The 13,701-nt window shown below is 67.8% G+C and carries 15 protein-coding genes; 6 read left to right on the top strand and 9 right to left on the bottom strand.

Going from position 1 to position 13,701, the window contains the following annotated elements; all coding sequences use genetic code 11:
- Positions 1-14 precede the first annotated feature (14 nt).
- From QYL93_RS09550 to QYL93_RS09535, 4 genes are all read right to left on the bottom strand, one after another.
- The gene (locus QYL93_RS09550; RefSeq protein ID WP_305743429.1) at positions 15-470 is read right to left on the bottom strand and encodes a TfoX/Sxy family protein; all 456 of its coding nucleotides are present in this window, start codon (positions 468-470) and stop codon (positions 15-17) included.
- Between the two features lie 13 nt (positions 471-483).
- Complete coding sequence (locus QYL93_RS09545; protein WP_305743428.1) at positions 484-1,650, bottom strand: acyl-CoA dehydrogenase family protein; 1,167 nt, start codon at positions 1,648-1,650, stop codon at positions 484-486.
- Between the two features lie 41 nt (positions 1,651-1,691).
- Positions 1,692-2,099: a lysozyme inhibitor LprI family protein gene (locus tag QYL93_RS09540; protein ID WP_305743427.1), complete on the bottom strand. Its 408-nt coding sequence runs from the start codon at positions 2,097-2,099 to the stop codon at positions 1,692-1,694.
- 182 nt (positions 2,100-2,281) lie between these two features.
- Positions 2,282-3,805 carry a CoA-acylating methylmalonate-semialdehyde dehydrogenase gene (locus QYL93_RS09535; RefSeq protein WP_179680955.1) on the bottom strand — a complete coding sequence of 508 codons (1,524 nt, stop codon included), beginning with the start codon at positions 3,803-3,805 and terminating at the stop codon, positions 2,282-2,284.
- A 165-nt stretch (positions 3,806-3,970) separates the two neighbouring features.
- Here QYL93_RS09535 and QYL93_RS09530 point away from each other — a divergent pair, with 165 nt between their 5' ends.
- The 5 genes from QYL93_RS09530 to QYL93_RS09510 all read left to right on the top strand — a co-directional run bounded on the left by QYL93_RS09530 (position 3,971) and on the right by QYL93_RS09510 (position 7,011).
- Positions 3,971-4,891: a LysR family transcriptional regulator gene (locus QYL93_RS09530; RefSeq protein ID WP_305743426.1), complete on the top strand. Its 921-nt coding sequence runs from the start codon at positions 3,971-3,973 to the stop codon at positions 4,889-4,891.
- The gene (locus QYL93_RS09525; protein ID WP_305743425.1) at positions 4,888-5,436 is read left to right on the top strand and encodes an NUDIX hydrolase; all 549 of its coding nucleotides are present in this window, start codon (positions 4,888-4,890) and stop codon (positions 5,434-5,436) included. The genes QYL93_RS09530 and QYL93_RS09525 overlap by 4 nt, the downstream gene beginning before the upstream one ends.
- Complete coding sequence (locus QYL93_RS09520; protein ID WP_305743424.1) at positions 5,433-5,885, top strand: YiiD C-terminal domain-containing protein; 453 nt, start codon at positions 5,433-5,435, stop codon at positions 5,883-5,885. The genes QYL93_RS09525 and QYL93_RS09520 overlap by 4 nt, the downstream gene beginning before the upstream one ends.
- 38 nt (positions 5,886-5,923) lie before the next feature.
- The gene (locus QYL93_RS09515) at positions 5,924-6,301 is read left to right on the top strand and encodes a PH domain-containing protein (protein ID WP_305743423.1); all 378 of its coding nucleotides are present in this window, start codon (positions 5,924-5,926) and stop codon (positions 6,299-6,301) included.
- Positions 6,302-6,453: 152 nt separating this feature from the next.
- Positions 6,454-7,011: a hypothetical protein gene (locus QYL93_RS09510; RefSeq protein ID WP_305743422.1), complete on the top strand. Its 558-nt coding sequence runs from the start codon at positions 6,454-6,456 to the stop codon at positions 7,009-7,011.
- 88 nt (positions 7,012-7,099) lie between these two features.
- On the opposite strand, the gene QYL93_RS09505 is transcribed toward QYL93_RS09510, so the two are convergent.
- The 5 genes from QYL93_RS09505 to QYL93_RS09485 all read right to left on the bottom strand — a co-directional run bounded on the left by QYL93_RS09505 (position 7,100) and on the right by QYL93_RS09485 (position 12,547).
- Positions 7,100-7,258: a DUF3309 family protein gene (locus QYL93_RS09505; protein WP_007856361.1), complete on the bottom strand. Its 159-nt coding sequence runs from the start codon at positions 7,256-7,258 to the stop codon at positions 7,100-7,102.
- 203 nt (positions 7,259-7,461) lie between these two features.
- Entirely contained in the window at positions 7,462-9,093 is a 1,632-nt protein-coding gene (locus QYL93_RS09500) for a DHA2 family efflux MFS transporter permease subunit (RefSeq protein ID WP_305743421.1), read from the bottom strand.
- A 15-nt stretch (positions 9,094-9,108) separates the two neighbouring features.
- Positions 9,109-10,419: an HlyD family efflux transporter periplasmic adaptor subunit gene (locus tag QYL93_RS09495; protein WP_305743420.1), complete on the bottom strand. Its 1,311-nt coding sequence runs from the start codon at positions 10,417-10,419 to the stop codon at positions 9,109-9,111.
- A 67-nt stretch (positions 10,420-10,486) separates the two neighbouring features.
- On the bottom strand, positions 10,487-11,959 hold the full coding sequence (locus tag QYL93_RS09490; RefSeq protein WP_305743419.1) for an efflux transporter outer membrane subunit: 1,473 nt from the start codon (positions 11,957-11,959) through the stop codon (positions 10,487-10,489).
- Between the two features lie 42 nt (positions 11,960-12,001).
- Positions 12,002-12,547 carry a MarR family winged helix-turn-helix transcriptional regulator gene (locus QYL93_RS09485; protein WP_305743418.1) on the bottom strand — a complete coding sequence of 182 codons (546 nt, stop codon included), beginning with the start codon at positions 12,545-12,547 and terminating at the stop codon, positions 12,002-12,004.
- A 159-nt stretch (positions 12,548-12,706) separates the two neighbouring features.
- On the opposite strand from QYL93_RS09485, the gene QYL93_RS09480 reads away from it, so the two are divergent.
- Positions 12,707-13,651: a ketopantoate reductase family protein gene (locus QYL93_RS09480; protein ID WP_305743417.1), complete on the top strand. Its 945-nt coding sequence runs from the start codon at positions 12,707-12,709 to the stop codon at positions 13,649-13,651.
- Positions 13,652-13,701 lie beyond the last annotated feature (50 nt).

The raw sequence follows: 13,701 nt of genomic DNA, 5'->3' as shown, positions 1-13,701 counted from the left end.
TCCTGGGCGGCGGTTCAGTCGTCGGCCTCGAAGATGCTGTGGCGCTTGGCCGCAGGCTTCTTCTTGGTGGCAGGGCTTTGCTTGGCTGCGGCCTTGGTCGTCTTCACCGCTGCGGGCTTGCGTTTGGGTGTGGCCTTCGCCAGCGGGTTGTAGGCCAGGGCCTCCTGCACCCAGAAGTTCCACTGCGCCCGCGTGGCGTAGCCATTGGGCTCGATCCAGAAATAGCCCTTCATGCCGCCGCCAGGCGAGAGCTCGCGCGTGTTCTGCATCTCCTGGAACTCCTGGTGGAGACTGGGTGGCAGGCGCACCAGCAGCTCGTCGCCCTTGACGCCGATGCACAGCTTGCCGTCCACGAAGAAGCAGTGGCAGCCGAACATGGTGCGCTCATCCACATCGCTGCGCGCTTCGAGCGCGGTGCGCACGGCGTCGATCAGGTGCAGGGTCTCGTCGGAGAGCGGGCGGGCTGGCATGTTGCGTGGGGGCTCAGCGGATCACGTCAGGGGCATCGCCGTCGAGCATGCGGCGCGCAATGATCACGCGCATGATCTCGTTTGTGCCCTCCAGGATCTGGTGCACGCGCGCATCGCGCAGCAGGCGCTCCAGCGGGTACTCGCGGATATAGCCGTAGCCGCCATGCAGCTGCAGGGCCTCGTTGCACACTGTAAAGCCCGCATCGGTGGCAAAGCGCTTGGCCATGGCGCAGTAGGTGCTTGCATTCGGGTCGCCGGCATCGAGCTTGCTGGCGGCCATGCGCACCATCTGGCGCGCGGCCACGAGTTCGGTGGCCATGTCGGCCAGCTTGAACTGCAGCGCCTGGAAGCTCGCGATCGGCTTGCCGAACTGCTTGCGGTCGTGCATGTACTGCTGGGCCTGCGTGAGCGCGCCCTGGGCCGCGCCCACCGAGCAGGTGGCAATGTTGATGCGCCCGCCGTCCAGGCCCTTCATGGCGATCTTGAAACCCTCACCCTCGCGGCCGAGCAGATGGTCGGCCGGGATGTGCACGTTGTCGAAGCTGATGGTGCGCGTGGGCTGGCTGTTCCAGCCCATCTTCTCTTCCTTCTTGCCGTAGCTGACGCCCGGCGCATCGGCCGGCACCACGAAGGCCGAGATTCCCCCCGCGCCCGAGGCCGCATCGCCGGTGCGCGCCATCAGCACCAGCACATCGGTGGCGCCCGCGCCCGAGATGAAGGCCTTGGAGCCGTTGATCACATACTCGTGGCCCACCAGCTCGGCCCGGGTCTTGAGCGAGGCCGCGTCCGAGCCCGCTCCGGGCTCGGTCAGGCAGTAGGAGGCGAGCTTTTCGCCCGTGGTCAGCAGGGGCCCCCAGTGGTCGCGCACGGCCGGCGTGGCCCAGGTGCCCAGCATCCAGGTGGCCATGTTGTGGATGGTGATGAAGGCCGTGGTGGACGGGTCCACGGCCGCCATTTCCTCGAAGACCAGCGTGGCATCGAGCCGGGGCAGGGCCAGGCCACCGGCAGCCTCGGGCGCGTACAGGCCACAAAAGCCCAGCTCGCCGGCCTTGGCGATGGCCTCCTTGGGGAAGATGCCTTCGGCGTCCCAGTGCGCAGCATACGGCGCGAACTCGGCCCGCGCAAAGTCGCGGGCCGTCTGGGCAAATGCGCGTTGTTCTTCGGAGAGCTCAAAGTCCATGGTGTCTGTCTCGCTGTCGTCTTTGTTGTTCTGTGCATGCGTCAGGGCTTTGCCGGGCTGTCCATGCTCAGCCAGCGCATCAATCCTTTGCGGCGCTCCTGCGTCTCGCGGGTCAGGCACTCGTGGTAGAGCCGCGGGCCCTCGGGCTGCTGCTCCACTGCTCGCGTGGCCTGCTTGCACTGCGTGGTGCGCGCGCGCAGCCAGGCCGTGTGTTCCTGGCGCAGCTGGGGGCGCTCATGCGCCGACAGGGCGCGCATCACATCGCCGTAGAGCACGGCCATGGTGGTGTCGGCCGCCTGAAAATCCTGTACTGCACAGGCATTGGTCTCGGCCACCGTACCGCCTTGCCGGCACGCGGCGCCGGCCTGGGCGAAGGCGGTGGAAGAGCCCATGAGCAAGGGCAGGCTGCAGGCTGCGGCGCGCAGCAAGGAGGGGAGATCACGGTGCATGCACCGATTTCACCATGCCCCTTAAAAGCCCTTGATTCACTTCGGTTCTCCACGGCGCCACGCACCATCGGCGGGCCTTGGAACCGGCACGGCCCAGGCCAGTGCCGCCGCGCAAGGGCCGCCCCGCCGCGCTGGCGGCGTCCCCCTGAGGGGGAAGGCGCGAAGCGACTCAGGGGGCTGCTTCACTTCAGGCTGATGGTGGTGTTCACACCATGCGAGGTCGTGCTGTCGTCGAACCAGCGGGCCGTCACGGTCTTGGTCTGGGTGTAGAACATCACCACCTGCTTGCCGTAGGGGCCCAGGTCGCCGAGCTTGGAAGCGCGCGAGCCCGTGAACGAGAACAGGGGCACCGGCACAGGGATCGGCACGTTGATGCCGACCTGGCCCACGTCGATCTCTTCCTGGAACTTGCGCGCTGCGGCACCCGACTGCGTGAAGATGGCCGTGCCGTTGCCGTTGGGGTTGCTGTTGATGAACTCGATGGCTTCGTCGATGTCGGCCGCAGGCACCAGGGCCAGCACCGGCCCGAAGATTTCCTGGTCGTAGATGGCCATGCCGGGCTGGACGTTCGAGAAGATGGTCGGGCCCACGAAGTTGCCCTTTTCGTAGCCGGGCACCGTGGGCTTGCGGCCGTCCAGTTCCAGCGTGGCGCCGTCGGCAATGCCGCGCGCGATCAGGCTCTCCACGCGCTCCAGGGCGGCGCAGGACACCAGCGGGCCCACGTCGGTGCCCTTTTCGGTGCCGCCGTTGATCTTGAGCGTCTTGGCCTTGGCCACCAGCTCGGGAATCCACTTTTGCGACTCACCCACCAGCACCACCACGGGCAGTGCCATGCAGCGCTGGCCGGCAGCACCGAATGCGGCGCCGGCGATGGCGTTGAGCGTCTGCTCCTTGTTCGCGTCGGGCAGGATGATGGCGTGGTTCTTGGCGCCCATCATGCACTGCGCACGCTTGCCGGCCAGGGTGGCGCGGTTGTACACATGCGTGCCCACCTTGGTGGAGCCCACGAACGATACGGCCTTGATGTCCTTGTGGTCGCAGATCGCGTTCACGGCCATTTCGCCGCCGTGGATCACGTTGAGCACGCCCGGGGGAATGCCGGCTTCCAGTGCCAGCTCCACCAGGCGCATGGTCACCATCGGGTCCTGCTCGGAGGGCTTGAGCACGAAGGTGTTGCCCGTGGCGATCGCCATGGGGAACATCCACAGCGGGATCATGGCCGGGAAGTTGAAGGGCGTGATGCCGGCGCACACACCGAGCGGCTGCAGCAGGGTGTAGGTGTCCACGCCACCGGCCACGTTGTTGGCCAACTCGCCCAACTGCAGGTTGCCGATGCTGGCGGCGTGCTCCACCACTTCCAGGCCACGGAACACATCGCCTTCGGCGTCGGGCAGGGTCTTGCCTTGCTCGGCCGTCAGGATGGCGGCCAGCTCGGCCATGTTCTCGCGGATCAGCTGCTGGTACTTGAGGAAGATGCGGGCGCGTGCGCCGATGGGGGTCTTCTTCCAGGTCTTGAAGGCGTCCTTGGCCGAGGCCACGGCGGCATCGATCTCTTCGGCCGTGGCAAACGGCACACGGGCCAGCACCTGTTGCGTGGCCGGGTTCACCACGTCACGCCACTCGGTGGTCTTGGACTCGACGAACTGGCCGCCGATCAGCAGCTTGACGGTAGGGGCCAGTACGGCCGAAGAGGTAGGTGCGTTCATCGGGTTGTCTCCTGAAAAATAAGGGGCGCGAAAGCGTGCAACCTGCGCATGGTAGCTGTGCAAAATTGTGAAGACAATAGACAATACTGCGCACGAGGTTTGCAAAAATGCACATGATGCGTTTGCCGCTGTGCATGTGCACCCGCACGCTTGACGAGAGCTTCCATGGACTGGGACAACCTGCGCTATTTTCTGGAACTGGCCCGTGCCGGCACCCTGGTGGGTGCGGCGCGCCGCCTCACCGTGGACCACACCACGGTGGCGCGCCGCATCCAGGTGCTGGAAAAGCAGGTCGGCTCGGCGCTGTTCGCGCGCGAGGCCGGCGGCCACCGGTTGACCGAGGCAGGCCGCGCACTGTTGCCCCAGGTCGAGGCCATGGAGGCCGCCTTCCTCGCGGTGGAAAACGCCGCCCCCGGCGTGCGCCAGGGCCTGCAGGGCCTGGTGCGCATCGGCACCACCGAGGGCTTTGGCAACCTGGTGCTGGCGCCGCAACTGGCGCACTTTGCCCTGCAGCACCCGGGCCTGGTGCTTGACCTGCTGGCCCTGCCGCGCCTGGTGCACCTGTCGCGGCGCGAGGCGGACATCGTGATCTCGCTGGAGCGCCCCGCGCGCGGCGCGGTGCTGGTGGTGAAGCTCACCGACTACGTGCTGCAACTCTACGGCACGCGCGACTACCTGGCCCGCCACGCGCCCATCCGCACGGCGGACGACCTGCGCGGCCACAGCTTCATCAGCTATGTGGACGACCTGCTGTTCACCAAGGAGTTGCAGATCCTCGATGAGCTGCACCGCCCCGCACGCTTTGCGCTGCGCAGCACCAGCATCCTCGCGCAGTACGAGGCGGTACGCGCTGGCGCTGGGCTGGCGGTGCTGCCGGCCTTCGTCGCCGCGCAGGATCCGGCCCTCACGCTCGTGCTGCCAGGCAAGGCTCGCTTCACGCGCACCTTCTGGATGTCCATGCCCGAGGAGAACAAGCATGTGGCGCGCATGCAGGCCACCTGGGCCTTTCTGCGCGAGACGGTGGCGGCGCAGCAAGCGGTGCTGCTGCCTGGGCTGGGGGATTCCAGCGATAGCATCGGCCCATGACCCTGTCTGCCGTCGTCTCCACCCCTGCCACGCCCCTGCAGCCCCTCATGCGCCTGCGCGCCGCGGCCATCATCACGCGCCCCGGGCAGGTGCTGCTGCACCGCGCCGAGGGCGATGCCTTCTGGGCACTGCCCGGTGGCGGCATTGAGCCCGGCGAGAGCGCCGGCGAGGCCCTGGTGCGCGAGATGCAGGAAGAACTGGGCCTGGCGGTGGTGCCCGGCGCGCTGGCTTGCGTGGTCGAGAACTTCTTTGTCTATGCCGGCGTGGCCTACCACGAGACCGGCCTGTACCTGCATGTGCACCCCGCGCCGCAGGGCCTTCTGGACCAGTCCGCAGGCCCCTATGAAGGTGTGGAGGGACGGCGCAGGCTGGAGTTCGCCTGGTTCGAGCGCGCCGAACTGGCGGGGATCGACCTGCGCCCACCCTTCCTGTGCGATGCCCTGGCGCGCGACACCGCGCAGGTGCTGCACATCGTCTACCGCGACCCGCTGCCCCCAGGGGTGCTGCCGTCTCCTTCGCCATCCCCCTCGAAAGCCCCAGCGTGAGCCCCAACGACCTGCAGGACTACCTGCACCAGCACATTCCCCTGTCCAGCGCGATGGCCGTGTCCGTGATGGAGGCATCGATCGAGCGCGTGGTGCTGAGCGCGCCGCTGGCGCCCAACATCAACCACCGCGAGACGGTGTTCGGCGGCAGTGCTTCGGCCGTAGCCATCCTGGCTGGGTGGTCCATGCTGCACATGAAGCTCTCGGCACAGAACCTGGGCAGCCGCCTGGTGATACAGCGCAACACCATGGAGTACGGGCTGCCCATCGACGGGACGTTCACGGCCGTGGCCGAGGCGCCATCGGAGCAGGCCTGGCGGGCCTTCGTGCGCATGTTCGAGCGCAAGGGGCTGGGCCGTATCGAGCAGGCCTCGGTGCTGATGTACCAGGGGCAACCGGCTGGACGGCTCACCGGAGAATTCGTCGCCTTCGGGCCGGGATATTCGTAGCCAGATTACGATGGATCTCCTTGCAACAGGAGACCACCATGGGATTGCTGGACGGTGTGATGGGCAACGCATCCAAGATCGATGCATCGAAGATTCAGGAAGAGTTCGCCCGCATCCTGATGCCGGGCGAGGTCGTGGAGCATGCCTACCAGCTCATCCGCGATTACTTCGTATTCACCAACAAGCGCCTGGTGCTGGTGGACAAACAGGGCATCACCGGCAGCAAGGTCGAGTACCACTCCTTGCCCTACAAAAGTATCACCCACTTCAGCATCGAGACCGGTGGCCCCTTCGACCTCGACGCCGAGCTCAAGATCTGGATCTCGGGCAGCGCCACCCCGTTCCAGAAGCAGTTCAACAAGAAGCTCAGCATCTACGACGTGCAGAGCGTGCTGGCCAGCTATGTACTGAAGTAGGCGCGTGGCCGCGAAAAGCGGCTGTGCAGCGCCGCTTTTCTGCCCATTGCCTGGAGCGGTTGCGGGATATGCTGGACCACCGGGCGATGGCCTGCCCTGGTGCTTTGTCGGAAAGCACCGGCAGCCAGCCCCTGCACAGGAGTCCAGTGGCCATGTCCCCCCTCATTTCCGGCCTTGCGTCCGTTGCTTCCTTTATCTACAACGCCGCCTCGGGCAGCAAGTCGGCGGCCTCTTCGCGCGCCAGCCAGCCGGCTGCGGCCGAACCCTCGGCCGTGGTCACCCTGAGCAAGGAGGCCGAGGCCCTGACCGGCTTTGCCGGCAAGGGCATCCTGATGGCCTCCGGCAAGCTCGACGGCCCGCTGGGCACACGCGCGGCTGCCGATGCGGGCACGGCGCTGACGGCATCGCAGGCAGACCGTTCGGTGTCCAAAAAGGATTTCCAGGAACTGCTCGCCAGCTTTGGCGCCAGCGATGCGCAAAAAGAGCAACTGGCGGCCGGCTTCGACGCCAACCAGGACGGTGCGATCTCGCGCGACGAATTCCTCAAGGGCATTGCCGCCACCTCGGGCACCAAGGGCGGCAGCGAGCTGTCGCAGTCGCTGCTGCAACTGGTGGACCGCCATGGCAATGCCAACGGCGTGGTGAACCAGACCGAGCTGGCGCAGCTCACCACGGCGTTTGCCAACGCGCAGATGCGCAAGGCGGCCTGACCGCCTGCACCCTTCGGGCACATCCGGAAAGCAAAAAGCGTGGCCATGCCACGCTTTTTGCTTTAAGGCCTCAGAGGCCGCCGGAGGTTTATATCCTGCCCATGAGCAGCAGGATCACCAGGATCAGCACCACCAGGCCGATGCCGCCGCTGGGTCCATAGCCCCACGAACGGCTGTGGCCCCAGGTGGGCAGCGCGCCGACGAGGATGAGGATCAGGACGATCAGGAGAATGAGGGAGAGCGACATGGCAGTTCCTTTTGTTGTGGTGACTGCATTGTTCGTGTCCGTCCTCAAGTCGCCAGAAGGCCATCAGCGCGGGGCTGTGTCAGCCTTTTCCGACACGCGGTGTGGGATGCACGCCTTCGGTCGCCCGCGCCATCTGGCACGGTGAAAAGCGGCGGCCTGCGCGATGCGGGCCACCGTTTTTCAGATCTTTGGGCGAGGCGCTTTCAGTGCGCGCCCGCCGCGTCGGCCGAGCCTGCGCCGCCCTGCGCGGGCCGCCGGGTCAGCCAGATCAGCCCGATCAGCAGCACGAACAGGCCGGCCGATCCGAGGAAGATGTCGTCTGCCGCGCGGGTAAAGGCCTGCTGGTCGATCAGCCGGTTCACCTGCGCCAGTGCCTGCAACTGCGTCATTCCAGACGCCATCAGGTTGTCCAGCGTAGCGCCGAACACGCCCTGGCCCTGGATCAGGCCCTCGGTCAGGTGGGCATGGTGCATGGCGGCCCGGCTCTCCCACAGCGTGGTGGCGATGGACGTGCCCATGGCCCCGGCGGTGATACGCACGAAGTTGCTCAGGCCGGCAGCGGCCGGGATGCGCTCGGGCGCAATGCCCGCCAGCGTCAGCGTGGTCAGCGGGATGAAGAAGAACGCCATGGCCGCGCCCTGCAGCAGGGTGGGGATCAGGATGTGCACGAAGTCGGTCTGCACGGTGAACTGCGAACGCATCCACAGCACGATGCCGAACACGATGAACGCGCCCGTCGCCATGCGCCGTGGATCCCACTGGCCCACCTTCTTCCCCACCAGCGGCGTGAGCAGGATGGCGAAGATGCCCACCGGAGCCAGCGCCATGCCGGCCGAGGTGGCGGTGTAGCCCATCCACTGCTGCAGCCACAGCGGTAGCAGCACCACGTTGCCGAAGAACAGCGCATAGGCCACCGACAGCGCCAGCGCACCGAAGGTGAAGTTGCGGCCCTTGAAGAGCTTGAGGTCCACCACCGGGTGCTTGTCGGTGAGCTCCCAGACCAGGAACACGGCGAACGCCACAACGGCCACCACCGCCATTAGGATGATCTCGTTGGAGGCGAACCAGTCGAGCTCCTTGCCCTTGTCGAGCATGAGCTGCAGCGCACCCACCCACAGCACCAGCAGGGACAGGCCCACGGTGTCGATCGGCAGCTTGCGGATCGGTGTCTCGCGCTTGCGGTAGATGCCCCAGGTCAGCAGGCCTGCGAGCAAGCCCACCGGCACGTTGATGTAGAAGATCCACGGCCAGGAGATGTTGTCGGTGATCCAGCCGCCCAAGAGCGGCCCCACCACGGGCGCGACCAGCGTGGTCACGCCCCACAGGGCCAGCGCCGTGCCCGCCAGGGCGCGCGGGTAGCTGGCCAGCAGCAGGGTCTGCGACAGCGGGATCATGGGCCCGGCGACCAGGCCCTGCAGCACGCGGAAGAAGACCAGCATCTCCAGCGACGAGGCAAAGCCGCACAGCCAGGAGGTGAGCACGAACAGCAGCACGCTCATGGTGAACAGCCGCACCGCGCCAAAGCGCTGCGTGAGCCAGCCCGTGAGCGGTACCGAAATCGCATTGGCCACGCCGAAGCTGGTGATGACCCAGGTGCCCTGGCCCGGGCTGACGCCCAGGTCACCGGCAATGGCAGGGATGGAGACGTTGGCGATGGACGAATCGAGCACGTTCATGAACGTGGCCAGCGACAGCGACAGCGTGCCCAGCAGCAGGGCCGTGCCCTGCAGCGGTGGATACGCCGCAGGCGGCCCGGGCGGGGCGGCTGGCGGCGTCGTCACAGCAGGCGACGCCGAGGCGCCGGCCTGGTCTGCGGTGGGGTTGGCGGCAGTCATGGAAAAGACTCCGGCTTACTGCACCACAGGGGCGCGCATGGGGGCCGAAGCGTGGTTCTGTGCCTGCGCTGCGCCGCTGGCCTGTGCGTGGGTCACCTTGGGTGAGGCCGCGGCCACGGCCTTGCGGCCCAGGTTGGCGGCGATGATGTTCGCCACCTCGTCGTCTGCGGCCTTGAACTGCTCGTCGAACACGGCGGTGGCGGCCACGGGCGTGGTGCGCTGGGTGTCGGACAGGGTCTTTCCGCTCTGGTCGGCGGTGTCCACCTTCACGTCCATCGACAGGCCCACGCGCAAGGCGTGTTCACTCACTTCCTTGGGGTCCAGCGCAATGCGCACGGGCACGCGCTGCACCACCTTGATCCAGTTGCCCGTGGCGTTCTGCGCGGGCAGCAGGGCAAACGCGGCGCCGGTGCCGGCACCCAGGCCGGTCACCTTGCCGTGGTAGACCACCTTGGTGCCGTACACGTCGGCCACCAGCTCGGCCGGCTGGCCGATGCGCAGGTTCTGCAGCTGGCTTTCCTTGAAGTTGGCGTCCACCCACAGATCGTTCAGGGCCACCAGCGTCATCAGTGGGGCGCCGGCCTGCACGCGCTGACCGACCTGCACGCCGCGCTTGGCCACGTGGCCGTCGAGAGGTGCCAGCAACTGGGCGCGCTGCACGGCCAAGTAGGCCTCACGCACGCGGGCCGAGGCACGCTGCACGTTGGGGTGCTGCTCAATGGAGGTGCCTTCGGTCTGCGTCTGGCTGGCGGCCAGCTGTTCCTGCGCGGCCACCACGGCGGCCTGGGCCGCTGCCACCGTGCTCTTGGCAGAGGTCACCTGGGCGTTGGCGTGCTGGAACTCTTCCTTGCCCACGGCGCCGCTGGCCATCAGCGGTGCGCGGCGGGCCACGTCGTCCTGCAGGCGCGCGGTTTCGGCCTGGGCGCGGGCCAGGTCGGCGCTGCGCAGGCTGACCTGGGCCTTCAGGGTGGAGTTATTGGCGAACAGCGTGCGCACTTCGCGCACCGTTTGCGCCAGCTGCGCTTCGGCCTGTTCCAGCGCGACGCGGGCGTCGGCCGGGTCGAGCTTGACCAGCAACTGGCCGGCCTTCACGTAGTCGGTGTCGTCCGCACCGATGGAGACCACGGTGCCGCCGACCTGCGGCGTGATCTGCACCACGTTGCCTGCCACGTAGGCGTTGTCGGTGGTTTCCATGTGGCGGCCATTGGCCCAGTGCCATGCGCCCCAGCCGATGGCGGCAAGGGCCACGGCGGCAGCGATCAGGGTCAGGCCGCGGCGGCGCGCGGGGTTGGTGGCTTCTTTGTTGGAGGCAAGGGGTTCGCTCATGGCAAGGGTCCTTCGGGAATGTGCTGTTGTGTGTGGTTTTTTATGCGTCGTATCGGGGTGCTGGCGCTCAGCGGGCTGCGGTCTGCAGCGTGGCCGTGTCGTCGGTCCAGCAGCCACCCAGGGCCTTCATCAGCTGCAGGCGGGTGTCGAGCTGGCGTGCGCGCAGGTCCACGGCCAGGCGGCGCTGGGCCAGCACCTGGCTTTCGGTGGAGAGCACCACCAGGTAGTTGCCCAGGCCCGCGCGGTAGCGCTCCTGCGCGAAGCGGTAGGCCTTTTCGGCGCTGGCGGCGGCGTCGTCCTGCAGTGCCTGCTGGCGCGTGAGCGACTGCACCGAGGCCATCGCATCGCCGGCTTCCTTCACGGCGTCCAGCACCATGCCGTTGTACTGGGCAATGGCAGCGTCGAGCTCGGCCTGGCGGCCGCCCAGTTGCGCACGCAGCCGGCCGCCGTCGAAGATCGGCAGGCGCAGCGCGGGCGTCACGCCCATCTGGCGCGAGCCGGCGTTGAACAGATTGTCCAACCCCAGCGAGTTCAGGCCGATGAAGGCGGCGATGTTGATGTTGGGGTAGAACTCCGTGCGCGCAACCTTCACGCCCTGGGTCGCGGCTTCCACACGCCAGCGCGCGGCCACCACGTCGGGGCGGCGGCCCAGCAGGTCGGCGCCCAGCGCGTCGGGCACGGCCGCGGGCTGCAGGGCGGCCAGTTGCGGGGTCAGCTTGGTCAGCGCATCGGGCGCCTGGCCGCTGAGCACGGCGACCTGGCGGCGCGCCAGGGTGATCTGCTCGTCCAGCGCCTCGATCTGGGTGCGCGCATCGGGCACGGCGGCCTGGGCCTGGGTCAGCTCGACCTGGCTATCGAGGCCTGCGGCCACGCGGTCGTTGGTCAGGCGGCGCTGCTCTTCACGCTGCGCGAGCGCGCGCACGGCCACCTCGCGCTGCGACACCAGGCGGGCCAGGGCCACGTAGCTGCGGCCCACCTGGGCGGCCAGGGTGTTGGCGGCAGCGGCGGCATCGGCTTGGGCGGCGCGGGCCTGGCCCAGGGCCGCCTCCAGCTCGGCCGCGTGCTGGCCGAAAAAGTCGGGTGACCAGCTGAAGCTGGCCTGCACCGTGCCGCTGTTGTAGGTGTTGCCGGCCACCGGGGCGGGCACCAGGCCGTGGGCGGTGTAGCGCTGGCGCGTGGCGTCCACGCCCAGGCTCACCTGCGGGCCGTTGGCGGCTTCGCGCACCTGGCTCAGTGCCACGGCCTGTTCCAGCCGGGCGCGGCTCACGGCCAGGCTGGGGCTGCCCTGCAGGGCCTTGTCGACCAGGGCGTTGAGCTGGGCATCGCCCAGGGTGGTCCACCACTGCGAGGGGGTGGCCGACTCGGCGGCCGCTGCATTCAGGCCCAGCGCGGCCGGCGTGGTCTGTGCCAGTGGCGTGTGCGCTGCGCCGGGGCTGGCGCAACCGACCAGGAGGAGGGCGGCCGCCAGCGCGACGGCCGACACGGCGAAATGGGCCGCCACGGCGGCACGGGTGGAAAGGGGAGTGGTGGATGAGGACATGTCTGCTATCTCTTGGGGGGATACGGGGGCAGGGCGGCCGGGTCAGGCGGCCGGTGGCTGTTGTTGTTGTTGTTGTTGTTGTTCCTGGCGCACGGCGTCGCCGTTGGCCAGCATGCGGCGCAGCATGCTGAGCAGCAACTGCCATTCATCGCGGGTGAAACCGCGCAGGTGGTTGTTGAGCACTTCGGCGAGCACGGGGGGCACCTTGGCGGCGACGGCCTCGCCTTCGGGCGTGAGCACCACGTGCACCACGCGCCGGTCGGTGGTCGAGCGTTCGCGCAGCACCAGGCCCTTGGCTTCCAGGCGGTCCAGCGTGCGCGTCATGGACGCCGCATCCGTCTCCAGTTCCCGGGCCATCACGGCCACCGTGGCAGCGGCCTGGCCCGTCAAGGCCTGGAACTTGGAGATTTTGAAAAGCGGCAGCCATTGCGCGAAGGTCAGGTCGTGGGTGGACAGCTTCGCGTCTGCCTGCGTGCGGATGGACGACATCACCTTGCGCATCAGGTAGCCCACGCTTTCCTCGGCAGGGCTGTGGCCGTTGCCATAAAAGGACACGTCGGACGAGGAAGGGGGTGGTGTCGATGTCATAGGCAGGAATTTAATTGACTAGACAATCATTGTCTCAGCAATGAATTAATTCCTGAGTTATTACCAGGGGTTATTTCGGGGCCGGGCGGGCGGGCAGCCGGCGGCCCGAAGACACTGCCTGGCGCCTGCCGGCCATCCCTTTTCTTCCTGGAACCCTTCATGACCACGACCGCTTCGCCTGATACCCCTCCGACTTCCTTGCTGCGCATTGCCGTCATGGGGGCCGGTGCCGTGGGCTGCTACTACGGTGCACTGCTGGCGCGGGCGGGCCACCCTGTCACGCTCATCGGCCGCCTGGCCCATGTGCAGGCAGTGCAGCAGCAGGGGTTGCGCCTGCAGACGGCGGTGCTCGACGTGCAGGTGCCTCTCGCAGCCAGCACCGAAGCCAGCGCGGTGCAGGGGGCCGACGTGGTGCTGTTCTGCGTCAAGTCCTCGGATTCGGAGGACGCGGCGCGCGCGATACGCCCGCATCTGGCGCCGGGGGCGCTGGTGCTCACGCTGCAGAACGGGGCGGACAACGACGAGCGCGTGCGCGCCGTGCTGGACGCCAGCACGCCCGTGGCGGCTGCCGTGGTCTATGTGGCCACTGCCATGGCCGGGCCTGGTCATGTGCAGCACCATGGCCGGGGCGAGCTGGTGATCGCGCCGTCGCCGCGCAGCGAGGCGGTTGCCGCACAGTTTGCCGCCGCCGGTATTCCCACGCAGATCTCGGACAATGTGCGCGGCGCGCTGTGGGCCAAGCTGGTGCTCAACTGCGCCTACAACGCGCTGTCGGCCCTGGCGCAGCAGCCCTATGGCCCGCTGGTGCAGGTGCCGGGCGTGACGGATGTGATCGCCGACACCGTGGCCGAGTGCCTGGCCGTGGCGCAGGCCGATGGGGTCACCATTCCCGGCGACATCGACGCGGCCGTGCGCGGCATTGCGGCCACTATGCCGGGCCAGTATTCGTCCACCGCGCAGGACCTGGCGCGCGGCAAGCCCAGCGAGATCGACCACCTCAACGGCTATGTGGTGCGCCGTGGCGCGGCGCTGGGCGTGCCCACGCCGCTGAACCGCGCGCTGCAGGTGCTGGTGAAGCTGGCGGAGCAAAAGAAGGCGCCTTGAGCTGCCGGCATCGCCGTTTTGGCATGACTGTCGCAAAAATGACGGGCGCG

This window comes from Acidovorax sp. A1169 (assembly GCF_030704685.1).
Lineage (GTDB): Bacteria > Pseudomonadota > Gammaproteobacteria > Burkholderiales > Burkholderiaceae_C > Acidovorax.
Note: the sequence above shows the minus strand (reverse complement) of the source record. Positions and strands in the feature narration are given on the sequence as shown.